We start from the raw sequence: 24,847 nt of genomic DNA on the forward strand, positions 1-24,847 counted from the left end.
ATCCGCATGGTACTCGAAGTGCGGCGCGCGGGGGGCGGTTTTTTGGCGGAGGTCAACCGCTGCGGCGCTTGCGGAACGCCTCCAGGCGCTGCTTGAGCTCGGCCTCGAAGCCCGCCTCGCGCGGGTGGTAGAAACGCGAACCGCGTAGCGCGTCGGGCAGGAAGTCCTGCGGCGCGGCGTCCGGGTGGTCGTGCGGGTAGACATAGTCCTTGCCGTAGCCAAGGTCCTTCATCATCGGCGTGGGCGCGTTGCGGATGTGCAGCGGCACCGGGTGCGGCGGCGTGTTGTTCACCACGTCGGCGGCCTTCCCGTACGCCGTGTAGATGGCGTTGCTCTTTTCTGCGAGGGCGAGATAGATGACGCACTGTGCCAGCGCCAGCTTGCACTCCGGGTAGCCGATGAACTCCACCGCGTCGCGCGCGGCGATGGACACCACCAGCGCCTGCGGGTCGGCGTTGCCGACATCCTCGGACGCAAAACGCACCAGGCGCCGCGCGATGTACACCGGATCCTCCCCCGCCTCGCACATCCGTGCCAGCCAGTACAGCGATGCATCGGTGTCCCCGCCGCGCAGGCTCTTGTGCAGCGCCGAGATGAGGTTGTAGTGCGACTCGCCGGCTCGGTCGGTGGACAGGGTGCGCCGCTGCAACGCGTCCATCGCCAGCACCTTCGTCAGGCGCCTGGGCTGCGGCTGGTGCTGGATCACCGAGCTGGCGTACTCCAGCGCGTTCAGCGCCACGCGCGCGTCACCCTGCGCCACGTCGGCGATCATTTCCAGCACGCCGTCTTCGGCTTCGATCTTCGCCTCTCCCAGTCCGCGCTCGCGGTCCGCGAGCGCCCGGCGCAGAATGTCGGTCACCTGCTCCGGCCCCAGCATCTCGAACACGAACACGCGCGAGCGCGACAGGAGCGGCCCGATGACCTCGAAGCTGGGGTTCTCGGTGGTGGCGCCGATGAAGACGATGGTGCCGTCCTCGATGTGCGGGAGAAACGCGTCCTGCTGGGCGCGGTTGAAGCGGTGGATCTCGTCGACGAACAGCAGCAGCGGATGCGGATCCACCGAGCGCAGCTTGCGCGCGTCGGCGATGACACGCTTGACCTCGGCGATGCCGGAGGTGACCGCGCTGAAGGGGACAAATCGGTTCTTCACGCGCGCCGCGATCAGCCGCGCCAGCGTGGTCTTGCCGCAGCCGGGTGGCCCCCACAGGATCATCGACTGGGTAATGACGCCGGCTTCCAATGTCTGACGCAGTAACGTGGAGGGCCCAACGATCTTCTCCTGCCCCACGAACTCGTCGAGGTCGCGTGCGCGCATACGGTCGGCGAGCGGCGTGGGGCGGGCGGAGTCGTGGCGGGATGAATTCTCGGGGAGGAGCTCAAAGGAATCGCTCATCGTGTCGTCCCAATCGGCAGGCGTTAGCGCCGCATAGCGGCGCTAACGATATACGGGCTTGCGGTCAAACCGATGGTGCGCCTTGATGTGGCGTACCGTGCCCGAGGCGCTGCGCATCACCAGCGAGTGCGTAATGGCACCACCGGGCACGAACTGCACGCCCGGCAGCACGTCACTGTTGGTGACACCGGTGGCGGCGAACATCGTGTTCGCGCCCCGCACCAGGTCCACGGTACGCAGCACGCGATCGCGGCTGGCAAAACCCGCTTCGCGCATCTTCTCCCCTTCGGCGTCGTCGCGCGGGTGGAACTGCGCCTGCAGGTCACCGCCCACGCACTGCAAGGCGGCCGCGGCCAGAACGCCCTCCGCACTGCCGCCGATGCCCATGACCACGTCAACGCCGCTTGCCGGAACCACCGTGGCGAGCATGGCCGTCAAGTCGCCGTCGGAGACCAGCAGGATGCGCGCACCGGCGGATCGTACATCCTCGATGAGTGCACGGTGACGATCACGGGCCAGGATGCAGACGGTGAGATCCTCCACGTAGCAACGCTTGGCCGCCGCGATGTTGACCAGGTTGTCGAGCGGACTCTTCCTTATGTCCACGCTGCCCGCCGCGTCCGGACCCACCGCGATCTTGTTCATGTAGGGCACGGGCGGCTTCAGGAACGAATCCGGGTTGGACACGGCGATGGTGGATATCGCGTAGGGACGCCCCAGAGCGACCGATTCGATGGATTGCAACGCGTCGATGGCGACGTCGACCTCGGGAACATCTCCCCCGCCGGCCGCACGCTTGCCGGCCGGCGGCGAGGCGAGGTGCGTGTCACCGATCACGATGTGCCCGATCATCTTCACCGAGCCCATCACCACCGTGACCGCCTCGTTGGCCGCACGGCTCGCCGCCTCGCTGTCGCCTTTGCCCATCCAGCGTGCGGAGGCGAGCGCAGCCGCCTCCGTTACCCGGACGAGTTCCAGCGCGAGGTTTCGTTCCATCAATCCTGCGAGTATGGCGTGTGGGTCGGTTCCGCGCCGCCCGCAGCCTGGCCCGGCTCATCAGAAGCGGGCGTCTGCCTGGGTGTGATCATCTCGTTGAGTTCGCGCGCCATCTGGTACTGGTGGAATGCGAACACGAACGGGAACAACGCGTAGGCGACCCCAAAGGTAAGGATGTAGACGAGAACGGAGATGACGAGCGTGATGAAGAACCAGTTCCACTGACCGAGGTAGATGTAGCCCACCGGGCCCATCAGGAGCCACGACAATACAAAACCGAGGAACCCGGCCAGCCCCGGGCTCTTGGGCTCACGCTGGGGCTTGAGCCGGGTGAGTTCGCTGTCGGTGATGACTGCGGAAACGGAACTTCGAATGCGCCGCCCGCAATGGACACAGAGTTCGGCCTTGTCGTCGACCTCACGTCCGCAATATTTGCAGTACATGGTTTACCGCCTTCCGGCTGGTCGGGATGCTTCGGGCACCATGCATCTCTCTACGGGCGCCGGGATACGTTTGTTACCGTTGGTACGCGGAAAGATTGGACCTGGCAGTGGTGTTTCCAGGGTCCAGTTCGAGCACGCGCTTCCATTGCGCCCGAGCTTCTTCCAGCATACCACTCTCGGCGAGAACCACGCCATAGTTATTGAGGTGCGCGGGCTCGTCCGGGTCCAGCACCACCGCTCGCTCCAGTAGCGGCCGCGCCTGCGCCAGGTCCCCGCGCCCCCGCCACGCGAGTCCGGCGGCGGACAGCGCGTCCGCCACCGTGGGCGGCACGCGATCGATGCGTCCGGATTTGCGATCCAGACGGCCCGCTTCCAGCTCGGCGCGGAACGGATCCAGCGCCCCCAGCGCATCCTCAAAACGGCCCAGTTCCACGTACGCGCGCGCCAGGTACACCGAGTAGCTCCAGCGCACACCGTGTTGCTCGATGAGTTGCCCCAGTTCTCCCGACGCGGCCGCGTAGTCCCCCACGCGCATGTCGTGCAGGGCGAGGTTGCGCTGGTACTCCTCGCTGGACGGTTCAGCGGCAGCAGCGGCCTGGAAGCGCCTGCGGGCCTCTTCCTGCCGGCCCACGCGCTCGAGTACCAGCGCGTAGTTGTTGTCGAATGCGGCGCCGCTCCGTCCCAGCTGCGCGGCTTCCTCGAAATACGCCAGGGCCGCCGCGTCGTCCACGCCGGTCAACCCGATACCCAGCGCCTCAACGAACTCGGCGTTGGCCGGGTCGAGATCCCGGGCCAGGCGCCACTGCACCAGCGCCTCGTCGCGGCGTCCCAGTTCGTGCAGCGCGAGGCCGTAGTTGTAATGCGTGAGCGGATCGCCCGCCCCGTACTTGACCGCCACCTCGAACTCGGTGAGCGCGCGTCCCGTCTTCCCGTTCTCCATCAGCCACGTGCCCAGCTTCAGGTGGGGGAGGTAGTCACCGTAGTCGATGCGGATGGCCTGTTCGTAGCCGTTGATGGCGGGCTGGTACTCTCCCAGACCGCGATACGCGTCCCCCAGCATCATGAAGACCTGGTCGTCACGCGGCACATCCGCGGAAAGTGTTTCGAGCGTGCGTACCGCTGCCGCGTACTCGCCGGCTTCCAGCTGTACGGCGGCGCGGCGCTTGGCGGCGTTGAGTGCGTCGGTTTGCGCGGAGTTGTCCGGCGGTGCGGAGGCGCACGACGCCACCAGCAGAACCAACATGACGGATATGGCGCGATGATTCACGCAGGGGAATATATCCCGGGGATGGCTGTGGCGGAAAGGGAAAGCCCGGCGGCGCGTCCCGTCGCTGGCAACGGGACGCGCGCAGTGGATGGTCAATGTCCGATGCGAAGACCGAGCCGCAGTGCGCGCGCGCGCACCTTGCCCAGCACTATATTGGCCCAGTGCGAACGGGGCAGGAAGCCCAGGACGGGCGGACGGCGGATGCCCATACGCGACAGCTCCGAGGCAGGCCCCGGATGCTTCTTGTCGATCTTCCACGCCGCAATGAACTCGTGGTACGCGGCGCGAGCGTCACCCTGCAGGCGCAACACCTTGCCCAGGTTCACGCGCACCGCCGGGTCGGTCGGATCGAGGCGGGTTGCGCTTTCACAAAGACGGCGCGCCGCCTCGTAGTCCTCGCTCTCGATGGCCATGCACAGACCGTAGAGTGAAAGATACCCGGGATGGCGCGGGCAGATCTGCAGCGCCTTTTCCAGTTCCTTGCGCGCCGCCGCAACGCGATTGCGGTTCACCAGTTCGACGGCGCGATTGTACAGGACGTGCGATTCATGCGTGCCCTCGTGGGCACGGCTTTCTTCCAGTATCCCGACATTGCTCATTCTTGCCGCTCCCGTAGTTAACAAGCGCGGGATTCCCCGCTGCGACATGATGCTCCACAACCATTCGTGGGATGAAACGCGTGCAGGGAAGCAGCAAATCGCATACCGGGGGAAAACCGGGTGCCATCCGGCGGTTCCCGGCGCGCAGCGGCGCAGCGCGGAACCGGCAACATGCCGCGTGTTGCAACGCGGCCGCTCAATCCGCGTGGAACAGCCCGAGGAAGCGATCGCCCTCCACCACGGCGGCGAACGGCTTGCGTTCCTCCTTGAGGTACCGGTAGACGCGCGAGGCTTCGGTGGATGCCTCCGTCACGGGAAAGTCGGAACGGGCAATGGTGGAAAGCGCATCACCGGCGCGGCCGTCCCGCACCGCGTGCAGCAGGTCGGCCACCGACACCACACCGGCCAGCGACCCCGACTCCCCGGCCACCGCGAAGGCGGGGCGCCCGTCGGCCCGATCCACCACCACGCCCACCGCGTCATCCAGCGCAAAGACCGGCGCGGAGGCGTCCGTGAGATCACCCACCGACCGCCCCCCGAGACGCAGCCGCGTGCTCACGGCACGTTCCTCCATCATGCCGCCCGCAAACACGAACACCGCGATGAGCGCCAGCATGATGAAGGAGGTGTTCACCAGCGCCAGGGTGGCGAATCCCAGCGCGATCAACTGACCGACCCCGCGCGCGCGTCGGGTGGCCTCCAGGTAGGGCACGCGCAGGGACAGCATCCCGCGCAGGATCCGTCCCCCGTCCATGGGGAAGGCCGGGATCAGGTTGAAGACACCGAGGGCCAGGTTCACCCAGGCGAGGTCGACGAAGAAGCCGCCGCCGTGGGGCGGAACGCCGCGGGCCGCGAGCAGCGCAAACAGCACCCCCGCGATGGCGAAGTTGACGATGGGCCCCGCGATGGCAACCGCAATCTCCTGCCGTGGGTCCTCGGGGATGGACTCGGCGCGCGCGACCCCGCCGATGGGAAACAGAACGATATCGCGCACGCGGATGCCGTAGCGCCGCGCCATCAGGCTGTGCCCGAGCTCGTGCAACACCACGCAGCCGAACACCAGCAGCACCAGCAGGGCCGCGAGCAGGGCGTCCCGGGCGGAGCCGCTGCGGCCCGCCTCCGCGGCATACAGCACCAGAACCAGCGGAAAGGTGGCGTGGACCCGAACCGGAATCCCGAACAGTTTCACCAGACCGAGCGTGTATCTCATTGCCGGCCACCTCTCGAGGGCCCAGGACACCTTCCCGCCGCCCCAGGGACACCCCGCGCCGCCTTGCCCGGCGCCGGGGGGTGTGATAGAATCAGGCACTAATCCACCCCAATAAAGGCCTTTTCTCGAATTCTACTCGAACACCCGCCCGGGTCGCACCGGGTGAAATGCATGACTTTGGGCCTCTTTCGCGGCATCGTCCTGGCTTCCCTGCTCGTCGGCCTCGCGACGGGTGCGCACGCGCTCGTCCGGTTCGATTTCGAGCAGCCCATCTACACCGAGCCGCCGGAGCCGATTCTGGACCACTGCGTCGTGGAAGAGAACGGGGTCTATCACCTCTTCTACCTGCGGGGTAACCCCGCCGTCAACATCGGGCACGCCACCACCACCGACTTCGTGCACTGGGACAAACAGCCACCGGTGCTCCAGCCCGGGGTGTGGGACAACAAGGCCCTGTGGGCCCCGCAACTGTTTCGCCTGCCGGGAACCGAGTGGTGGTACATGTATTACACCGGCGTCAACCTGGTCTCGTCGCAGCAGACCGGGCTGGCGGTTTCCAACGACCTCAACGCCTGGTTCAAGTTCCCGGATCCACTCTACCACCCGGACACCGCGTGGGCGGAGTGGAGCGAATCCGTGTTCAGCCACGGGCGCGACCCGCACATTGTAGAAGAAGACGGGCGCTACTACATGTTCGTCACCGCCAAGACCAACGACAACCGTGGCGCGGTGGCCTGCGCCGTCTCCGACGACCTCATTCAGTGGCAGGACATCGGACCCATCTTCATCAATACCAGCTGGCATGTGATGGAGTCGGTATTCATCTTCCGGCACAACAACCGCTTCCAGATGATGTTTACCGAAGAGACCGTCAACGGGACCTCGTGGATGTCATCGGACTCCCTGCTCTCCGGATGGGATATTTCGCTGCGCCGCGTTATCGACAGCGGGCACGCGCCGCAGGTGAGCGACACGCACCTCGGCGAGATGTTCTCGCGTCACGCCGTCTACAACGACCAGCACGGAAATCTCCAGTACGTCATTCGCTTCACACCACTGGCATGGCTGGGCAACATTCCCGCGGTCCCCAAGCCGCTGCCCCTGGCGGGCAACTGGAACTTCGTCTCGGGCGATGCCTTCTACTACCAGCCGGTGTGGAACAATAACGCCGCCGTTCGTAACGAAAACTATGCGAAGACATTCGTGGGCGACGGATGGATAAACACCTACGAGTACTACACCGGACCGCTCGGCTACGGGGTTCCGGGCACCGTCCAGGGTGAGGGGAAGACCGGCATCATCCGCACCAACCCCTTCACGCTCACCGGAAACTCCATCAGCCTGCTCGTGGGCGGAAACGACCTCCCGGGTGAATGCTATGTGGCACTGGTGGACGCCATCACCAGCGAGGTTCTCTTCACAGAAACCGGGCGCAATTCGAACGAAATGGACAAACGCTACTGGAACACCCGTCCGCTGCTGGGGCGGAGCGTGTTTGTCGAAGTGGCCGACCTGTCGGCGACGGGGCACGTGTGCGCGGACGAGATAGTTGAGTCGTACGAGGTCGTCGGCTCGGGCGGGGGAAACGCGAACGGCAACGGCAGCGGATCCACCCGCGAGCGTCCCGGCGCCGAAATCCCCGTTCAGTCGGCGAACCATGGAACCGGCGCGAACAGCGTTGCGCGCCTGCTGGCCAACACTCCCAACCCCTTCAATCCGGCGACGTCGATTGCCTTCGAGATTCCGCGCGCGGCACGCGTACGGCTGGATGTGTTCGACGCGACCGGCGCCCGCGTCCGCACCCTGGTGGACGGCGTTCGCGCCGCCGGCATGCACCGCGAGCCATGGACCGGCATCGACGACGGCGGCCGCACGGTGTCCTCGGGCGTGTATTTCTACCGGCTCATCGTGGACGGCGTTTCCATCGACACCCGCAAGATGGTCCTCCTCAAGTAGCAAACGGGCTTTACGCACCCGTACAACCACCGTACATTGTGCCCATGACAGTCCTGCAACGCGCTTTGCTCGCGGCGGCACTGGTGGCGGCATTGCTGCCCGGCGCCGCGGCCGCGGTCGACGAGGCCGCCGGCCAGGAGCGCCTGGGCATTCGCGCGGGATATGTTCAGACCAAGGATGGCTTGAACGACGCCTATGGCGATGGATGGGATCTCACCCTGTTCTTCACGGAGAAGCTTTACTCGAGAATCCTGCTCGACGTGAGGCTGGGCGCCATCTACCTGGGTGAGACGCTGGACCCCGATCTCAACCAGAAGGTGCTGGACAACTACGGAATCATCCTGCCGCTCGGGACAATTCCCAGCATGCGCTACCTGTATTTCAGCGCGGGCCCCCTGTTCGGGTTCAACGTGGGCAGCTCGTCTTCGGGATACATCAGCGCGGGAATCGGCATCTACTCGGTGAGCATGGAGTTCACTCCGGGCGTGACCACGTTCGACTACAGCGATCAGCACATCGGGTACAACGGCGGGCTGGGGTTCTCGCGGCGTATCGCAAGCAACTGGTCGCTCGAACTCAACGGAACCGTCCACTACTTCGGAATCGACGAGAACGACAACGACCTCTACTGGGTGTTCACCTCCGAGGCCGACGCACCGCTCCTGCTCGGCGTCGCGCTGGGGCTCACCGTCGATCTGCGCTAGTCGACCGAACTGGTGTCCGCCTGCGCCGCGATCTCGAGCTTGCGCACCAGCTCCCGCGCTTCCACATCATCCGGACTCAGCGCCACGTAACGCCGCATCGCCTCCAGCGCCGGCCGCGGCCGGTGCTGCGCGGCAAAGGCCATGGCCAGGTTGCGGTAGCCGGTGGCGTAGTCGGGAAAGCGGCGCGTGGTCTCCTGGAAGGTGGCCACCGCGTCGTCCATCCGCCCCATCTCCGCGTAGCTCGCCCCCAGGTTGTTGTACGCCTTGCGGTAATCCGGTGACAGTTCGATCACCTCCCGGAACGCTGCCACCGCCTCGTCGTAGCGCTTCATCTCCCGCAGCGTGATACCAAGGTTGTTGTGCGCCTGCAGCATGCGCGGGTTGTACTCGATGGCCCGGCGATACTCACGCGCCGCCTCCTCCGGGAGATTCACGCTGCGCAACGCCTGCGCGAGGTCATAGTGAACCGAGGGTGATGCGGGATCGATCTGCAGGGCGCGCGAGTAGTCCTCGATAGCCTTGAAGTCGTTGTCGTTGTCCCGGTGGATGATGGCGCGCTGGACATACCCTTCCGGCTCGCCGGGATAGATGGCGATCGCCTTGTCGATTTCGCGCAGCGCGGGCTGGTAGCTGCGCAATTCGCCCAGACGGCGGCCACGGCGCACCTGATCGCGGAACACGATCATGTCTTCGTCGATGGCAAACAGCCCGGGACTGGTCACGAGCCCGAGTGCCAGGAGTCCGGCCGCGAACGCGAACGCCGGTCGGAGCGAACGCGCATGGTGCGGCACCGTGACCAGTGCGTAGCCGGCAAAGAGGCACAGGACGGGAATCACCTGGGACCGGTAGCGTCCGGTGACGAAGAAGACCACGATCGACAGCGCGTAAAGCAGGACGTACCCGTACAGGGGCGCGAGTCTTTCCGGCTTGCGCAGGGCCAGCAGCATCCCCAGCAGGGCCAGTGGCATGATCAACCACAGGCGCACGAACAGTACCCGCAGCCACGGTTCCTCGTGCGCCAGCAGGTCGAAACTCTCGATCTGCGGCACCTCGTACCCGTTGAAGAAGATTGCGGTCTTCTTGCCCATCCGGCCCAGCGTGCGCGCCGGCCCCTTACGAATGTCGTCCCAGGCACGCGCGAACCAGAAGCGTGACACCTCCGATGGCGACATCTCTCGTCCCGTCATCTGCTCCACATAGTCGCGCGTGGTGATGTCCCGCAGCAGGTCCACGCCTTCGATGGGCACGAAGGTGCCGGTGGCATGGGACGCGTTGCCCACGTAGAAGTTCACGCCCGCGTTGGTGGTTACCGGCGCAAGATCGCGGCTGGCGGCGTAGTTGTGGATGACCGCCGGCAGCAGGACCAGCACCAGCCCGGCGGTGCAGGCCCCGGCGCGCCGCCATCTGGCCGTGCGCGGGCGGCGCCGGAACAACCACACCGCCACGAACACGGCGAAGATCAGGATGCTCGCGCGCGCCAGCGCCGACAGACCCAGTACGGCGCCGACGACGGCCGCCCGGCGGGGCGTGATGCGCTCGCCACCACTGACCAGCAGGTAGAGCACGGTGCAGTTGAGCAGCGTTCCCAGTCCCTCCATGAGGAGCTGGGTCTCGTAGAAGGTCATGGCGCCGGCGAGGGCCAGCAGCACGGCGCCGGCCATGGCCGCAGAGGGCCGGAACAGCCGGCGGCCGATGAGGAAGGTGAGCATCACGGTAAGCGCGCCGCCCAGCGCCTGCACAAGCCGGATCACCGTGAAGTCGCGCCCAACCACCTCGTAGAGGAACCCGAGCAGGTACGGGTACAGCGGCCCCATGAAGAACGCCTCGCGCCGAACCACGTTGCCGCGCGCGATGTCCTGCGCCATCTCGTCGTAGTAGCGCGAGTCCATGATGGGCACGCGCACGTGCAGCGCGTCCGCGCTCTGCAACACGTAGATGGCCTTGAGAACGAAGGCGGCGGCCAGCAGAATCAGCGGCCAGCGCAACCCGCAGGCGAGTACGCCGTCCGCCCGCGTGAGGGCGTTGTCGATGCGCTGCATCAGACTCCTCATGGTGACGGCAACGTAGTCCAACACCGTTTCCACCGCAAGGAAATCCCTTGACCGGGAACGGTCCGCAACCTACGCTCCTGAACTCGAGGCATCACCCGCCCACGAATCGTTTGCCGCACAGGAAATCCACCGCCACCCGGGAGACCGACATGACGCTCCGCGACGAGCTTCTCACGCATCTGCTCGCTCACTCCTTCAAGACGGGAGACTTCACCCTCGCGTCCGGCCGCAAGAGCAAGTACTACGTCAACGGAAAGATGACCACGCTGGACGCGCGCGGCGCGTACCTCGTGGCGCGTACCTTCCTGGCCATGATCGCGGATGACGTCCCCGACGCCGTGGGTGGGCTGACGCTGGGCGCAGATCCCATCGTGGGTTCCATGTTGTCGCTCGCCGGGCTGGAAGACCTCTCCGTGCGCGGCTTTATCGTCCGCAAGCAGAGCAAGGATCACGGCACCAAATCGCTCGTCGAGGGACCGCTGCGCAAGGGCGACCGCGTGGTGATCGTGGAAGACGTGGTGACCACGGGGGGATCTTCGCTTCAGGCGATCGCCGCGGTGAAGGAGCTGGGGTGCGAGGTGCGCAAGGTCCTGGCGGTGGTGGATCGCGAGGAGGGTGGACGGAAGAATCTCGCCGACGCGGGCTGCGCGCTCGAGGCGATCTTCACGGCCAGCGAGTTGCTCGGCGCCGCGGGGTGATCCGGGCTACGAGATCACGTGACCGGTGCGCCCCAGCAGGCGGCCGAGGATCAGTCCCGCCAGCGGCAGCGCGTAGGCAAGCACGAGTCCCTGCGCCACGTTGCCCACGAGGGCAATCGAGCCGGTGAGAACGCGCACCAGCGCCACGACACCCACCAGCACGCCCAGCAGGGCCACGCTGTACACGTACTCGTGCTCCATGCGTCCCACCATGCGCACCAGCCGGCGCGGATCGAGCGTCTTGGCCACCGACCCCACGAAACCGCCGGTTGAAACCGTCGCCGCGGGCAGGTACAGCGCCGCCACGATCCACACCAGCACCACGAAGAGCGGGCTGGCCGCCATGTAACTCCACACGGTTTCATTCTTCACCCCACCCGCCAGCATCGCGAGCCGCGCCAGGCCGATCAACACCGCCGCCCATTGCGCGACCACCACGCCCATCAGGAGTGCGGGGCGCACGAGCTTGCGGATCGGATCCGCCCAGGCGCGGTTCCAGTCGGGCGTGCGCGATGCGCCGCGCGCGGTGTACTCCATGATCTGGAATATCCACAGGAACGCAATCAACACGGTGGCCAGGTGACCGTAGGGGAGGAAGCTCAGAGCCACCAGTACCGCCGCGGGCGCGAAGAAATGGATGGGACCGCGCGCCAGCGGCATGGCCGCGGCGCTGCCCAGATCGTCCCACACCGGCGCGGGACGGTCGAGCGAACGGAACTTGCGCTGCTCGGCCACCGAGTAGCGCCGCTTGATCTCCTGTGCCGCACGCGGGTGGTAGGGATAGCGGTTGAGAACGTCCTGGAAGTGGGCGCGGGCCTCGACCTGCTTGTCCAGCTGCACCGCGAGCACGCCGGCGTCGAGCAGCGCCTCGAGCGCGTTGTCGAGGTCGATCCGGTCGATGGCAGCCTGGTAGGCCTCCTCGAGGGCGGCACGCGCGGCCGCGGCTTCGTTCGCACCACCATCCGGGTCGGCGTCGTCCGTGCCGCCGATACGGGTCTCGGAAAGAAGTGCCCAGCGATCCTCGTCGGGCAGAAAGACACGCGCATTACCGGAGAGCTCGCCGGAGCGGCGCAGGGACTCGATGTCCTCCCAGCTCCATTGTTCCTCGCGGGTCGAGCCCTCACGCAGCACGTAGTAGAGTGTATCCGTTGCCATTGCAGTTCCCCCCGCGAAGGGAAAGCACAGGGCGTGCCAGACCACCACCCCACCCGGCGGGCAGCAACGCGAGAGGGCCCGCCGGTCAACCGGCGAGCCCTCGTCGAGAGTCTTATGATCTACGGTTTCGGCCTAGCTGCGGCGGCGAATGACCTCGTAGATGCCGACCATGGTGAGGCCGGCTCCAAGGAGCAGCCAGGTGGACGGCTCCGGCGCGGCCTGGATTCCGCCGCCGCCACCACCACGGCGCCGGTGGTTCTCCCAGCCGCCGTCCTTCTTGTCGCCACCCGTTTTGCCGCCCTTCTTGCCGCCCCCGTTGTTCCCCCAGCGCCCACCCGAACCGTGGTTGCCACCCCATCGCCCGCCGTGGGAGCCGCCGTTGGCGATCACCGTGCCCGGGCCGGCGACGTCACGCTTCATCGCGCTGGACGTCTTGTCGTGGTCGGGCTTGAACAGGCTCTCCATGGCATTCCCACTGACGCCGTTGTAGCCGGAGCCCTGTCCCGCGGTGAGCAGGAAGCCGCCGCTTGCCGTCGAGGGCGCGGACGTGGCGCGCAGCGCCGTGGGCGCCGATGCATCGGCGGCCTCGCGCATGGACGCGTTGAGGTCGGTCTGGATCGATGTAACGCTCAGGTAGTCGACGCGCTCAGCGGAACGCGAGCCGGCGGTCTGGCTGGACGCGGAAATCACCGAAGCAGACGACTGTGTGCCGGCAATCAGCACGATTGCAACGGCAGCAAAACAAATGCGGGCCTTCATGGTTCGGTCCTCCAGGGACAACGACGAGCGACTCTGTGAGATGGACACAACTATCCGAATGTCTCACCATGCACACCGGATGCCGCTTTCAAGGTCGGCAATAAGTTTACCATGCAAGTTAATCGATTGTCCAGATTGGAGTTACAAGGGCAACCGGGGCAAACTATACCGGACACAATGCACTATACCGTTCTCTCAAGATTCTCGGGCAGGTCCACCCATACCCGTGGGTGGGAAGGATCTTCCGTGGGTGAAACGGCGCGGGGAAGCGGCGCCCGGCCGGGCGGGAAGACCCCGCCCGGCCAGCGGCGACGCCGCTACATCTTGATGCTCTTGAGCTCGATGTTGAGGCCCTGCGCGGGGACCTCCTGCTTGACCATCCAGTGGGGGCTTGCCTTCTGCACGTACATGATCTGCTCGCCGTCGCCGCTCTTCACCCGCACCTTGAAGGTCGCGTAAGAGCCGGCCGGCACCATGACGTCTTCCTCTCCCATTACCTCGATGGACACGTTCTCGAGTCCGCCCGACTGCGCGTCGAGCACCGGGAACTTGAACGTGGCCCCGGCTTCCAGGTGAAGCGTGCTGACCAGGACGTCCACGGCGCTCTTGAGGATCATGCCCTGCACCAGCTCCACATCGATGTCCTTGGGGCCGTCCTTCCCACCCTCGGAACGGCCGGTCGCCCGGCCATCCGCGAAGGCCAGCTCCGCGGTCCGGGTCTGCGGACCGGCTGCCATGGAGAAGCTGTAGCTGCGCGGCTCGAAGTCGCCGCCGAACGTCATCTCCTCCTTCATGCTGATCATCCCGGTGATGGTGGAGGATGACGCAAAGTCGTCGCCGGTCTTCTCCAGCGAGACGTTCATGTCGCCCAGGTTCATCTCCTGGTACTTCACCGCATAGGTGGCCGTGGTGTTCTTGAGCGCCGAGGTATCGTAGTCGAAGTCGGTTCCCTGCACCGCGAGTTCATCCAGGGAGATGGCGTTGCCCTCGATGTCGTAGAGGGCGACCGATGCGATGGGCTCGACCTTGTCCTTGATCTCGGTGGCGTCACCCACCAGCACGACCGCCAGCCGGTCGGGATGGAGGTGCTTCTGCATGGCCGCCTGGGCATCGGCCGCCGTGACGGTGGCGATGTACTTGCGGTAGTTCTCCAGGTAGCTCTTGTCCAGCCCCAGCAGTTTCACCTGCCCGATCTGCGCCGCAATCTGGCTGGGGGTTTCGATGGTGGTGGGGAAGTTGCCCACCAGGTAAGACTTCGCGCTCTCGAGTTCGTCGGCGTCAACGGGTTGATCGACAATGCGGGTGATCTCCGCCAGCATCTCGGTCAGCGAGCTGTCCGTCACTTCCGTGCGCACGTTGGCGGTGGCCCGGAAGTAACCGGCGTCGAGCGGCTTGGTCCAGTTGGAGTACGCACCGTACGTCCAGCCCTTGTCCTCACGGATGTTCATGAAGAGGCGTCCGCTGGCGCCGCCGCCCAGCACGCGGTTGGCCACCGTCACCGCCGGCCAGTCCGGATCGGTGGGCTTGAGACCCAGATGCCCGATGTACACGTTGGTCTGCACCGAACCCGGCCGGTGGTAGAGCGAGATGTTCTTTGCCGTGCGCTCGGGCGGGGCGGCGTACTGCGGCTTGTCCGGCGTCCCCGCCTTCCACGAACCAAAGTACTTCTCCGCGTCCTTCTTGACCTGCTTGTCCTTTACGTCACCCACCACGAACAACAGCGCGTTGTTGGGAACGTAGTTGCGCGCGTGAAACGCCACCACGTCCTCCCGCGAGACATCCTCGACGGTGTCGGTGGTGGGGCGAATCGCGTAGGGATGCTTGCCATACACGACCCCGTGGAAGTGACGGTCGGCCATGGCATTCGGGTCCGACTTCTCGAACTCGATACCCGTGATTGCGCGCTTGCGCTCTTCGCTCAACTCGTCTTCCGGAAAGGTCGGATTGAGCACGATATCTGCCAGGTACTCGTAAGCCGTCGGCAGATACTCGCTGAGGAGCGAGATGGCGATTACGGTGTCGTCCTCATCGACGTTGACGTTGACGCTGCCGCCCACCGACTCGATCCACTCCGCCAGCGCCTTGGAATCACGCGACCTGGTGCCCTTGTTGAGCAGGGTTCCCGTGAAGCTGGCCAGCGACGACTTCCCCTCCGGGTCCAGGGTGGAACCGGCCCGGAAGGCCAGCCACAGCGACGCCACGGGCTGCTCGTGGTGCTCGACGACGACCACCTCGAGGCCGTTCTTGAGCTTCATTTCCGAATAGGCGGGGAACGACATCTTCTTCATCGGCTCGGGCGCCGGCGGCTCCTGTTTGGCGGCCAGCGCCGATGCATGGAGGCCCGCCACCATCAGGACCAGCAGCGCGCCAATCATTCGAATCGATTTCATTTTCATCTCTCCTTGGCGTTGTCCGTTGGGATCAGCTGCTCTGCGGCGGAGCCGCGACGACCATGGTCCGGTTGTCCGTGCGCAGGTACTTCTGCGCGACGCGCTGGATGTCCTCGGCGGTGACGGCCAGGTAGCGATCCAGGTCGGTGTTAATGACCGAGAGATCATTGTGGTAGAGGATGTAGTGGTGAATGTTCTCGGCCTTGCTCATCACCGTCTGGCGGCCCTCGATGAAGGTCGACTTGAACTGCGTCTTCACCTTCTCGAGTTCCGCGGGCGTGATGCCGTCCTTCTGGAGTCTCGCGATCTCCTCGTCCATGAGCATCTCGCAGGTGGAGATGTCGACACCCGCGTTCGACGCGGTGATCAGCCGGAACTGGCTGGGCCCGAGCCGGCCGTCTACGAATCCGAACACCGCGAACGCGGCCTCCTCGTCCTTCACCATGCGCTCGTGCAGGCGGCTGGACTCGCCGTCGCACAGCAGGCTGTTGAGCAGCTGCAGCGCCGCCGAATCGGGATGGTCGTGCGGAGGTACCAGGTAGGTGGTGAACAACGCGGGCACGTTGGCCTTGGGCGCATCCACCGTCTTGCGGCGCTCACCCTTGTTGAAGGGCTCGTTCCACTTCGGGAAGGTGGCGGCCTGTCCGGCCGGGATGTCACCGAAGTACTCCTTCGCCATCTCCAGCGTCTTCTTGGGGTCGATGTCCCCCACCACGACCAGCACGGCGTTGGCCGGGCAGTAGTAGCGGTTGAAGAACGCCTGCACGTCGCTCACCTGCGCAGCGTTTAGGTCGTCCATGCTGCCGATGACGGTGTGGTCGTAGGGCCAGCCGTCGTAGCCGAGCGTGTCCGACACCAGGAAGGCCTCGCCGTAGGGCTGGTTGTCGATGCCCTGGCGGCGCTCCTCCTTGACGGTCTCGCGCTGGTTCTCGAAGTTGTCCTCGGTGATCGCGAGCGAGCGCATGCGATCCGCCTCGAGCCACAGGCCGAGATTCAGGCGATTGGACGGGAGCGTTTCGTAGTAGTTGGTGCGGTCCTCGGTGGTGGAACCGTTCATCGAGCCGCCGGCGTCCGCAACCAGCTTCATGTGGTCACCCTTGCCGACGTTCTCCGACCCCTGGAACATCATGTGTTCGAACAGGTGGGCGAAACCGCTGCGGCTCTTCTCCTCGTTGGCGCTGCCAACGTGGTACCACACATTCACCGCGACCACGGGCACCGAGTGATCCTCGGAGAGGATCACGCGCAACCCGTTGTCCAGGACGTGCTCTTCGTATTCGATCTGGCCGGCCGGCGTGTCTTTCTTGCCGTATCCGGCGGTGGAAAACGCCGCGACGAGCGCGACGACTGCGAATGACCATGCGAGGCGCTTCATGCCGTCGTTACCTCCACAGTGCTGTTCATTGGTACATTTCCATTTCCGCGCCCGCTGGGGCACGGTGGGGTCGGTGAGTGGATGGGCCTGTCACCCGGTATACCCGAAAACGCCCCCCGCGTCAACCAGCCGGGGGGCGCGCCCGGAATCGTGTGAGTGACTCGATGCCGAGACCATACGGCGCAACGGGGGGGAAGGTTGCGGTGGGAGCGGGCGGAGGCGGGCGAAATCAGGCCGCAGGGGGCTCGGGAAGCACCCGGATGCGAACATCGACCACCCGGCAGCTGGCGCGCGAGCGGGTCACGATGACCGGATTCATGTCCAGTTCGGCAATCCCGTTCAACTCGTCGACCAGCTGGGCGAGGCGCAGCACCATTTCCTCGACGAACTCGATGTCCACCCGGGCCTCGCCGCGCACGCCCTCCAGCAACGGGAAGGAACGAATGCCGCGGATCATCTCGCGGGCATCGATATCGGTCACCGGCAGCACCCGGAAGGCCACGTCGCGCAGAATCTCCACGTAGCGCCCCCCCATTCCGAACATGAGCAGGGGCCCGAACTTGGGATCCTCGGCCACACCAAAGATGAGTTCCTTGCTGGACGCATCGCCCCGCACCATCTCCTGGATGAGGAAGCCGGTGGCACCGTCCCAAACCCCCGCGCGCTTGAGTGACGCCTCCATGGCTTGCCGTGCCTCGCGCAAGCCCGGTTCGTTCTCGATACCAACGATCACGCCGCCGACATCTGACTTGTGGACGATGACCGGGCTGACCACCTTCAGCACCACCGGGTAGGTGAGACCGGCCGCCGCGGTGACCGCGTCACCGTCCACCACGACCTCCACCTGGTGGGCCACCGGGAATCCGTACGCTTCCAGCACGGCCTGGGCGTCGCACGGGGCCAGGTAGCCGCCGCCGGCCCGCCGCTTTGCGTCCACGATTGCCGCCGCGCGGTCGTGGTCGACCTCGAAGCGGCGCTCCTTGCCCACCGGTCGCGCGCGCCACAGGCGGTAGCGGTTCATGTGCTCGGCCACCAGCACGGCGTCCTCGGGGAAACGGTAAATGGGCACGGCATCGGGCACGGCGCGGGGGATGCGTTCGTAGTAACTCTCCTCGGCCATCAGCACCGAGTACACCGGCTTGCCGTGGCGGCGCGCCACCGCGGTGATGCGCCGGATCACCTCCAGCGGCTCGATCATGAGCGGCGGCACAAAGATGGGAATGGCGATGTCGACATTCTCGTCCGCCAGCGCCAGTTCGAGCACCTTCTCGTATTCCTCGGGACCGGCGGCGGCGATCATGTCGATCGGGTTCTGCACGCTGGCCTCGGGCGCGAGCACCTTGCGCATGGCGGCGCGTGTTGCGTCCGTGATGGTTGCGATCTGCAGCCCGTGGCCGTCGGCGGCGTCGGCGGCCATGATGCCCGGCCCGCCGGCGTTGGTCACGATACACAGGCGGTTGCCGGTGGGCATGGGGGTGCCCACGAAGCCGGCGACGACATGGATCATCTCCTCGATGCTGGACACGCGGTTCACACCGCACTGCTGCAGCAGGGCCTCCGATGCCGCCTCCATGCCGGCCAGCGAGCCGGTGTGCGACGAAGCCGCGCGCGCGCCCGCATCCGAGGTTCCCGACTTCACCACCACGATCGGCTTCTCGCGAGAGATACGCTTGGAGAGCTCGGTGAAGCGGCGCGGGTCGCCGAACGATTCCAGGTACATCGCGATGAGACTGGTGTGGGGATCCTTCTCCCAGTACTCCAGCAGATCCATCGCGCTGACATCCGCCTTGTTCCCCACGCTGGCGAAGTACGAAAAGCCCAGGCCGAGCTTCTGCACCGCCAGCAGAATGGCCACACCCAGCGCACCGCTCTGGGTCATGAAGGCCACGCTGCCCGATGGCGGCACGCCGGGCGAAAAGGTGGCGTTCATACGCACGTCCGGCGTGGCGTCGATGACACCCATGCAGTTGGGGCCGATCATGCGCATGTCATACTTCTTCGCGAGCCTGATGATTGCCTCTTCGCGCGCAGCGCCTTCTTCACCGGTCTCCCGAAATCCTGCGGTGATCACCACCAGCCCCTTTACGCCCTTGCGCCCACAGTCGTCGACGGCGCTGTAAACGTGCGCGGCGGGCACCACGATGATCGCCAGGTCAACCGGGTCGGGGATGCTGAGTACGGTGGGGTACGCCTTGGTACTGTGGATATACTCGTAGCGCGGATTCACCGGAAAGATCTTCCCGTTGAACTCGTAGGCGAAGAGGTTGTTGAGAATCTCGCGCCCGATGCTGCCCACGCGCGGCGTGGCGCCGATGACGGCGATGGACCTGGGCTTGAATATGGCGTCGAGCGAGTTCATGGGCGGTAGAACCGGTTGGCCTGCTGGTGACGGTGGTCCTCGAGGGTGGCGACCTCGTCGTTGAGGTACTCGATCACGGCCGCGTAGCCCATGCTCAGGGGGTCGTGGCGCATGTAGCCATGCACGACGCCCAGCACCTTGAACCCGCGTTTCAACTGGAAGGAGAGGGTTGCATCGGAGAGCTCACCGTCGACGACGCGCCTCACGTACTCCTCCACCGCCATCTCCTGGTGGTAGCGGTGGTAGCCCTGCAGGCGCGCACCGGCGCGAATGCGCAGCAGGCGTCGATCGCGCAGCAGCTTCTCCCGCGCCTGGTAGATGAGCTTGCCCACCCCCTGCCCCTGGCAGTCCGGGTCCACCATCACGTCGGCGGCGTACAGGGTGCGTCCGTTTTCGGGGTCGTGATTGGTGAACATCCCGTGGTCGGTGAAATCGCGCCACGTGTCGGTGGGTTCATAGTCGTCCCAGAACACAATCAAACTGGCCGCGTATCCCACGATGCGCCCGTCCGCGTCGCGCTGCGCCACGAACTGCCCCTCGGCGAAGACACGCAGGTGCGAGAACAACTGCGTGTCGTCCCATGGCGGCGCGTCCGGATAGATCTTGAGCGATAACCGCTGCACCGCGGCGAAATCCGCGGGTTGCAGACCCCGAACCGTAAACATGTCACCCTCCTACGTCACCTTCACCACTTCGACAACTTTCTTCACCTCGGCCGACGCCACGCTGTCGCGCAGCGGCAACACGGTTCCGCTCTCGCGCGATTCCATCAGGATGCGCAGGTTGAGCTCGCCGATCACCATCGTCTCCTGGTTGGGGAGCCCCTCGGCCAGGATGCCGTCGCGCGAGAACGGGAAGTCGCTGGGCGTGAGAATGGAAGCCTGGCCATAGTTGAGCGACACCGCGGGCACCATGGGCAGCGACCCCACCGTCGAAGAGTGCACCACGTACATCTGGTTTTCGATGGCCCGCGCCTGCGCGCAGTAGCGCACGCGCAGGAACCCCTGGCGGTCGTCCGTGCAGCTGGGCACGATGAGCACCGATACGCCCTCCCGCGCCGCAACGCGGGCCAGCTCGGGAAACTCCACGTCGTAGCACACGTTCAACGCGACACGGCCGAAGTTGGTTTCGATGATGCGCAATTCGTTCAGCGGCTCCACGAACCACTCTTCCTTTTCGAAGCGCGTCATGTGGATCTTGCACTGCGAGGTATGACCACCGCTGGGCCCGAAGAAGAATCCCTCGTTGTGAATCACCCCATCCTCGGTGCCATTGGAGGGAATGGTGCCCGCCGCGATATAGACGCGGTGCTTGCGCGCCAGCCCCGACATGAGTTCCACGAAACGCTCGCGCTGCAGCGCAAGGGAACGGACCAGCTCGTGGATGGGGCGACGGATGTCCTCCAGGGTCAGCAGCTGCAGCGTGAAGTACTCTGGAAACACCAGCAGGTGGCACTTGTAGTCCGCCGCGGTTTCCACCAGCCCCGCGACCTGGTTGCGAAACTGGTCGAAGGAGGAGATGGGGCGGATGAAGTACTGCAGCGTTGCGACGCGGATGCGGTCCAATTCCTTCTCCATTTCCTCTTCCTTTTCCTTCCGCCCGTCGCTCAGGGCGTGCGCCGGTTGGCAAGTTCGCCGCGCCGCACCTGGTCAACCAGGTCCGTCACGCGCACATGGATGTCGTCGCGGACGCGACGGAACACGGTGAGCGACTTCCCCACCGGGTCCTGCACCTTCCAGTCGATCGCCACCCCGCCGAACCCCCGCGGCACCATCCTGCGCGCGGGCAGCGGCGCCATGGAGACAACGATGTCCATGTCCGCCACCGGCACCGCGTCCAGCCCCCCCGAGCGCTGCGCGGAAATGTCGATCTTCAGTTCGCGCATGATCTCGATGGCGTCTTCGCTCACGAAACCGGTTGGATTGGTGCCGGCGCTGTAAATCTCGAGCACGTCTCCGCCCAGCGTGCGGGCGAAGCCCTCCGCCATGGGCGATCGGCACATGTTGCCGATGCAGACAAAGAGGATGCGGGTCTTGCGAACTGGGATCATCTCGGTTGCGAAACTACCCCCAACCTATCACGACTTGACGCCGCGATACAACGACGCGATGCCGCCGGAGAGCCGGCGCGATTCCACCCGGCGCAGGCCCGCGGTGGCCAGCAGTTCACGGACCTCGTCGGCGGGCATGAACTGGCGGATGGACGCCGACAGGTAACCGTAGGCCTCGCGCGATCCCGAGATGGCCCGGCCGGCGATCGGGAGCACCGCGCCCAGGTAGACGCGGTAGGCCAGCAGTGCCGCGCCCTGCGGGGGCAGGAACTCCAGCACCACCATCCGCCCCCCCGGTTTGAGCACGCGCGCCATTTCGCGTACGCCCGCGTCGTAGTCGGGCAGGTTGCGCAGCCCGAAGGCGATGGACACCACGTCCACCGAGGCGTCGGCGAGCGGGAGGGCAAGTGCGTCTCCCATAACGAGATGAATCCGCGGTTGCGGCGCCGCCGCCAGCTTCTCGTGACCCACCGCCAGCATGCCGTCGGAGGGATCCAGCCCGACGACGGCGGCAACGCGGGTGCGCTGGGCGAACGCGATGGCGACGTCGCCGGTGCCGGTGGCGACGTCGAGCACGCGCTCGCCGACGTGGGCACGGGCATACGCCACCAGCGCGCGCCGCCAGCTACGATCGACGTTGAAGCTCAGGACATGGTTGAGCAGATCGTAACGGCGTGCGATGGCGGTGAACATGCGCGGCGTGCGCGACTTGTCGGACACCAGCGCGTCCACGTCGTTGGGCATGCCGGCACTCACTCGGCCACCAGCCGGTAGATCCGGGTGGGTTCGTTGGAGGGATCGTGGGCGCAGATGTACACCTCGCCCGCTTCGTCACAACCGAGCGACGAGATGAGCACGTTCGTGTCCACCAGGAGCCGGTTCTCCGCCGCGCCGTCGTCTCCAACGCGCAGCGCCCAGACGCGGCCGCTGCCGTAGTCCGCGTACACGTACCAGCCTCTCAGATCCGGGAGCGCGCTTCCCCGGTACACGTATCCGCCCGTCACGCTGATGCCCTGGTCGCGCCCGTAGGCCCACGCCGGATCCCGCAGGTCGCGGGCTTGACCGCAGTCCGGCGAGCGCTGGTCGGCCGGTTCGTAGTCGTGAAACCCCTCGCGGCAGTCCCAGCCGTAGTTCTTCCCGGACTCGATGATGTTGATTTCCTCCCACGTCACCTGTCCGACATCGCCCGCCCACAGCCGTCCCGTCTCGCGGTCGAAGGAGAGGCGCCACGGATTGCGCAGCCCGTACGCAAAGATCTCCTCCTTGTGGCCGTCGCGGTTGCCGCGAAACGGGTTGTCGGCCGGGATGGTGTAGGGATGCCGCGACACGTCGAGCCGCAGGATCTTGCCCAGCAACGAGGAGAGATCCTGCGCGCTGCCGCGCGGGTCGCCCCCCGAGCCGCCATCACCCATGGCGATGTAGAGCATGCCGTCGGGACCGAACGCCACCTGCCCCCCGTTGTGGTTGGACCATGGCTGCGCAATTTCGATGACGGCGAGCTCGCTGGCCACGTCGGCGGCATTGGGATAGGGGCCGACGGTCAAACGGCTCACGCGCGTGATGCGCCGCAGCATCTTCGAGGCGGTGTAGTCCACATAGAAGGTCTTCGAGCGGGCAAAGTCGCCCGGGAACGCCAGTCCCAGCAGGCCCATCTCGTTGCCGTCGCGGTTGACCCGCTCGCGCAGATCGAGGAACACATTGCTGACCGCCACGCCGGGGTCGTTGTCGAAGACGCGGATCACGCCGTCCTGCTCGACGACGAAGAGGCGGTTGCTGCCGTCGCGCGGCGACTGCAGGTCCACCGGACGGCGGAATTCCAGCGACGGAAACGCGTCCTCGATGGCGTACGCCGGCGCATCCTGCGCCGGCGAAGCCACCGGTACCACGCACCCTGTCAGCGCCGCGACCGCAACGCCGCGCACGAGCCTCAAGGCTGCACTTCCGTCTGTGTGATGCGAAATAGCCCCGTGGGATTTCCGGAGGAGGAGTAGCCGGCGACGAACAACTCGCCATCCTCCGCCACACCCAGCGTGGAGATGAAGCTGGTCGTGTCCTTGAGCACCTCTGTCTCGGCCGGCACCGTGTTCTTCAACGCGAACAGCGTACCGCCGATGTAGTCGGCGTATACGTAGCGGCCGGTCAGCGAGGTCAGCGTGGGGCCCCGGTACACGTAGCCGCCCGAAATCGACTGGCCGTCGCTGCGCGGATACTCGTAGACGGGGTCGATCAGCCCGCTGGCGGTGGCACACGCGGCCGACGGACCCCCGGGAGGCCCGGTGTACGCGTGCATGCCCTCGCGGCAGTCCCAGCCGTAGTTGCCGCCGTTGGTAATGATGTCGATTTCCTCGTACGACGCCTGCCCCACGTCGCCCGCCCATATTTTTCCGCCCACGGCATCGTACGAAATACGCCACGGGTTGCGCAGCCCGTACGCAAAGATCTCCGGGCGTTCCCCACCACCCGAACCCACGAACGGGTTGTCGGCGGGAATGCCGTGGTAGGGCGGCGCATTGACGTTCTGATCCACGTCGACACGCAGGATGCTGCCGAGCAACGTGGTCGGGTCCTGCGCATTGCTCAGCGGGTCTCCACCGCTGCCACCGTCGCCCACCCCCAGGCACAGGTAGCCGTTGCCATCGAAACACATCCCGCCACCGTTGTGGTTGGCGTAGGGTTGCGCGAAGTCGAGCATCAGCCGCTCGCTGGCCGGATCCGCGGCGTCGGGATCTCCACTCACCTGGAAGCGGCACAGGCGCGCGCGCAGGGCGTTGGTCGGTCCCGTGGTGTAGTACACGTAGAAGTAGCCGTTGGACGCGTAGTCCGGGTGGAACGCGAGCCCCAGCAGACCCAGTTCGCTCTGCGAGGTGTAGGTCACCGACGCGCTGATATCGAGGAAGACAGACGACGTCGATACCGTGTCCACGTTGGCAAACACCCGGATGACGCCGGTCTGCTCGACGACGAACAGGCGGTCCGTGCCGTCGCCCGCGTTGCGGATATCCACCGGACGGGCGAACGTCAGGCTGGGGAACGCCGGCACCAGGTCGTAGGTGTAGTCGGCGCCGGGCGGCGGTTGCGGTGGACCCGGCTGGGCCGGGTCGTCCTCGCACGCAAGCACCGCGAGGCTCAGAATTGCAAGCATCCACACCGCGCTATGCCGGGTCTTCATGGCGCTCCTCCTTCTTCCAGTGGTCGAGCAGGTCATCCAGAAACGCGTGCGCGGCTGCAAAACGCTGCGGCGCCGAGAGCATTTCCTCCAGGGATTGCACGTAAGGCCCGCTTCCCGCATCCGCGCCGCAGTGCGCACCCAGCGCCGCGACACCCTCCGCGTCCATCTCCAGGTGGAACTGGAGCCCCAGCACCGAATCGCCCCACGCGAAGGCCTGCTGTTCGCACGCGGCGCTGCGCGCCAGCTGCACCGCGCCCGCGGGCAGTTCAAAGG

At 65.9% G+C, this 24,847-nt stretch carries 22 protein-coding genes; 3 read left to right on the plus strand and 19 right to left on the minus strand.

Going from position 1 to position 24,847, the window contains the following annotated elements:
• Positions 1–52: 52 nt before the first annotated feature.
• The 6 genes from OEX18_11735 to OEX18_11760 all read right to left on the minus strand — a co-directional run bounded on the left by OEX18_11735 (position 53) and on the right by OEX18_11760 (position 5,908).
• Positions 53–1,393 (minus strand): replication-associated recombination protein A, encoded by a 1,341-nt coding sequence (locus OEX18_11735; GenBank protein ID MDH4337932.1) that lies wholly within the window; start codon positions 1,391–1,393, stop codon positions 53–55.
• A gap of 42 nt (positions 1,394–1,435) precedes the next feature.
• Entirely contained in the window at positions 1,436–2,389 is a 954-nt protein-coding gene (gene glpX / locus OEX18_11740; protein MDH4337933.1) for a class II fructose-bisphosphatase, read from the minus strand.
• Positions 2,389–2,832: a zinc-ribbon domain-containing protein gene (locus OEX18_11745; GenBank protein ID MDH4337934.1), complete on the minus strand. Its 444-nt coding sequence runs from the start codon at positions 2,830–2,832 to the stop codon at positions 2,389–2,391. The genes glpX and OEX18_11745 overlap by 1 nt, the downstream gene beginning before the upstream one ends.
• A gap of 73 nt (positions 2,833–2,905) precedes the next feature.
• Positions 2,906–4,099 carry a tetratricopeptide repeat protein gene (locus tag OEX18_11750; GenBank protein MDH4337935.1) on the minus strand — a complete coding sequence of 398 codons (1,194 nt, stop codon included), beginning with the start codon at positions 4,097–4,099 and terminating at the stop codon, positions 2,906–2,908.
• A gap of 92 nt (positions 4,100–4,191) precedes the next feature.
• Positions 4,192–4,698, minus strand: a complete 507-nt coding sequence (locus OEX18_11755; GenBank protein ID MDH4337936.1) for a hypothetical protein — start codon at positions 4,696–4,698, stop codon at positions 4,192–4,194.
• A 196-nt stretch (positions 4,699–4,894) separates the two neighbouring features.
• Positions 4,895–5,908, minus strand: a complete 1,014-nt coding sequence (locus OEX18_11760; protein ID MDH4337937.1) for a site-2 protease family protein — start codon at positions 5,906–5,908, stop codon at positions 4,895–4,897.
• 171 nt (positions 5,909–6,079) lie between these two features.
• Here OEX18_11760 and OEX18_11765 point away from each other — a divergent pair, with 171 nt between their 5' ends.
• Both OEX18_11765 and OEX18_11770 read left to right on the plus strand, forming a co-directional pair.
• Positions 6,080–7,864: a hypothetical protein gene (locus OEX18_11765; GenBank protein ID MDH4337938.1), complete on the plus strand. Its 1,785-nt coding sequence runs from the start codon at positions 6,080–6,082 to the stop codon at positions 7,862–7,864.
• A gap of 44 nt (positions 7,865–7,908) precedes the next feature.
• A complete protein-coding gene (locus OEX18_11770; protein ID MDH4337939.1) occupies positions 7,909–8,568 on the plus strand; it encodes a porin family protein in 660 nt (219 codons plus the stop codon).
• Here the strand turns inward: OEX18_11770 and OEX18_11775 are convergent.
• A complete protein-coding gene (locus tag OEX18_11775; GenBank protein MDH4337940.1) occupies positions 8,565–10,652 on the minus strand; it encodes a tetratricopeptide repeat protein in 2,088 nt (695 codons plus the stop codon). The two genes, OEX18_11770 and OEX18_11775, sit on opposite strands and share 4 nt — an antisense overlap.
• 116 nt (positions 10,653–10,768) lie before the next feature.
• On the opposite strand from OEX18_11775, the gene pyrE reads away from it, so the two are divergent.
• Positions 10,769–11,317, plus strand: a complete 549-nt coding sequence (gene pyrE / locus OEX18_11780) for an orotate phosphoribosyltransferase (protein ID MDH4337941.1) — start codon at positions 10,769–10,771, stop codon at positions 11,315–11,317.
• A gap of 6 nt (positions 11,318–11,323) precedes the next feature.
• Here the strand turns inward: pyrE and OEX18_11785 are convergent, their stop codons facing one another.
• The 12 genes from OEX18_11785 to OEX18_11840 form a co-directional block, all read right to left on the minus strand.
• On the minus strand, positions 11,324–12,472 hold the full coding sequence (locus OEX18_11785) for a hypothetical protein (GenBank protein MDH4337942.1): 1,149 nt from the start codon (positions 12,470–12,472) through the stop codon (positions 11,324–11,326).
• A 132-nt stretch (positions 12,473–12,604) separates the two neighbouring features.
• Positions 12,605–13,231 carry a PEP-CTERM sorting domain-containing protein gene (locus OEX18_11790; GenBank protein MDH4337943.1) on the minus strand — a complete coding sequence of 209 codons (627 nt, stop codon included), beginning with the start codon at positions 13,229–13,231 and terminating at the stop codon, positions 12,605–12,607.
• Positions 13,232–13,548: 317 nt separating this feature from the next.
• Positions 13,549–15,621 carry an insulinase family protein gene (locus OEX18_11795; GenBank protein ID MDH4337944.1) on the minus strand — a complete coding sequence of 691 codons (2,073 nt, stop codon included), beginning with the start codon at positions 15,619–15,621 and terminating at the stop codon, positions 13,549–13,551.
• Positions 15,622–15,652: 31 nt separating this feature from the next.
• Entirely contained in the window at positions 15,653–16,996 is a 1,344-nt protein-coding gene (locus tag OEX18_11800; protein MDH4337945.1) for an insulinase family protein, read from the minus strand.
• Positions 16,997–17,225: 229 nt separating this feature from the next.
• The gene (locus OEX18_11805) at positions 17,226–19,355 is read right to left on the minus strand and encodes an acetate--CoA ligase family protein (protein ID MDH4337946.1); all 2,130 of its coding nucleotides are present in this window, start codon (positions 19,353–19,355) and stop codon (positions 17,226–17,228) included.
• Positions 19,352–20,020, minus strand: coding sequence for a GNAT family N-acetyltransferase (locus OEX18_11810; protein MDH4337947.1), 669 nt, complete (start codon positions 20,018–20,020; stop codon positions 19,352–19,354). Before OEX18_11810 ends, OEX18_11805 begins: the two co-directional genes overlap by 4 nt.
• A 9-nt stretch (positions 20,021–20,029) precedes the next feature.
• Positions 20,030–20,932, minus strand: a complete 903-nt coding sequence (locus OEX18_11815; protein MDH4337948.1) for a carbon-nitrogen hydrolase family protein — start codon at positions 20,930–20,932, stop codon at positions 20,030–20,032.
• 29 nt (positions 20,933–20,961) lie between these two features.
• On the minus strand, positions 20,962–21,405 hold the full coding sequence (locus tag OEX18_11820; GenBank protein ID MDH4337949.1) for an arsenate reductase ArsC: 444 nt from the start codon (positions 21,403–21,405) through the stop codon (positions 20,962–20,964).
• 27 nt (positions 21,406–21,432) lie between these two features.
• Complete coding sequence (gene ubiE, locus OEX18_11825) at positions 21,433–22,161, minus strand: bifunctional demethylmenaquinone methyltransferase/2-methoxy-6-polyprenyl-1,4-benzoquinol methylase UbiE (protein MDH4337950.1); 729 nt, start codon at positions 22,159–22,161, stop codon at positions 21,433–21,435.
• On the minus strand, positions 22,158–23,327 hold the full coding sequence (locus OEX18_11830; protein ID MDH4337951.1) for a PQQ-dependent sugar dehydrogenase: 1,170 nt from the start codon (positions 23,325–23,327) through the stop codon (positions 22,158–22,160). The genes ubiE and OEX18_11830 overlap by 4 nt, the downstream gene beginning before the upstream one ends.
• Positions 23,328–23,332: 5 nt before the next feature.
• A complete protein-coding gene (locus OEX18_11835) occupies positions 23,333–24,574 on the minus strand; it encodes a PQQ-dependent sugar dehydrogenase (GenBank protein ID MDH4337952.1) in 1,242 nt (413 codons plus the stop codon).
• Positions 24,558–24,847, minus strand: a 290-nt coding sequence (locus OEX18_11840; protein ID MDH4337953.1) for an amidotransferase, incomplete at its 5' end; no start/stop codon positions are given. The genes OEX18_11840 and OEX18_11835, both read right to left, overlap by 17 nt.

It is taken from the genome of Candidatus Krumholzibacteriia bacterium (genome assembly GCA_029865265.1).
GTDB lineage: Bacteria > Krumholzibacteriota > Krumholzibacteriia > WVZY01 > JAKEHA01 > JAKEHA01.

Coding starts and splice junctions, on each gene's coding strand:
- OEX18_11760 (MDH4337937.1), bottom strand. CDS start 5,908: ATGAGATACACGCTCGGTCTGGTGAAACTGTTCGGGATTCCGGTTCGG.
- pyrE (MDH4337941.1), top strand. CDS start 10,769: ATGACGCTCCGCGACGAGCTTCTCACGCATCTGCTCGCTCACTCCTTC.
- glpX (MDH4337933.1), bottom strand. CDS start 2,389: ATGGAACGAAACCTCGCGCTGGAACTCGTCCGGGTAACGGAGGCGGCT.
- OEX18_11745 (MDH4337934.1), bottom strand. CDS start 2,832: ATGTACTGCAAATATTGCGGACGTGAGGTCGACGACAAGGCCGAACTC.
- OEX18_11835 (MDH4337952.1), bottom strand. CDS start 24,574: ATGAAGACCCGGCATAGCGCGGTGTGGATGCTTGCAATTCTGAGCCTC.
- OEX18_11790 (MDH4337943.1), bottom strand. CDS start 13,231: ATGAAGGCCCGCATTTGTTTTGCTGCCGTTGCAATCGTGCTGATTGCC.
- OEX18_11810 (MDH4337947.1), bottom strand. CDS start 20,020: ATGTTTACGGTTCGGGGTCTGCAACCCGCGGATTTCGCCGCGGTGCAG.
- OEX18_11735 (MDH4337932.1), bottom strand. CDS start 1,393: ATGAGCGATTCCTTTGAGCTCCTCCCCGAGAATTCATCCCGCCACGAC.
- OEX18_11805 (MDH4337946.1), bottom strand. CDS start 19,355: ATGAACTCGCTCGACGCCATATTCAAGCCCAGGTCCATCGCCGTCATC.
- OEX18_11795 (MDH4337944.1), bottom strand. CDS start 15,621: ATGAAATCGATTCGAATGATTGGCGCGCTGCTGGTCCTGATGGTGGCG.
- OEX18_11815 (MDH4337948.1), bottom strand. CDS start 20,932: ATGGAGAAGGAATTGGACCGCATCCGCGTCGCAACGCTGCAGTACTTC.
- OEX18_11755 (MDH4337936.1), bottom strand. CDS start 4,698: ATGAGCAATGTCGGGATACTGGAAGAAAGCCGTGCCCACGAGGGCACG.
- OEX18_11765 (MDH4337938.1), top strand. CDS start 6,080: ATGACTTTGGGCCTCTTTCGCGGCATCGTCCTGGCTTCCCTGCTCGTC.
- OEX18_11820 (MDH4337949.1), bottom strand. CDS start 21,405: ATGATCCCAGTTCGCAAGACCCGCATCCTCTTTGTCTGCATCGGCAAC.
- OEX18_11785 (MDH4337942.1), bottom strand. CDS start 12,472: ATGGCAACGGATACACTCTACTACGTGCTGCGTGAGGGCTCGACCCGC.
- OEX18_11800 (MDH4337945.1), bottom strand. CDS start 16,996: ATGAAGCGCCTCGCATGGTCATTCGCAGTCGTCGCGCTCGTCGCGGCG.
- OEX18_11770 (MDH4337939.1), top strand. CDS start 7,909: ATGACAGTCCTGCAACGCGCTTTGCTCGCGGCGGCACTGGTGGCGGCA.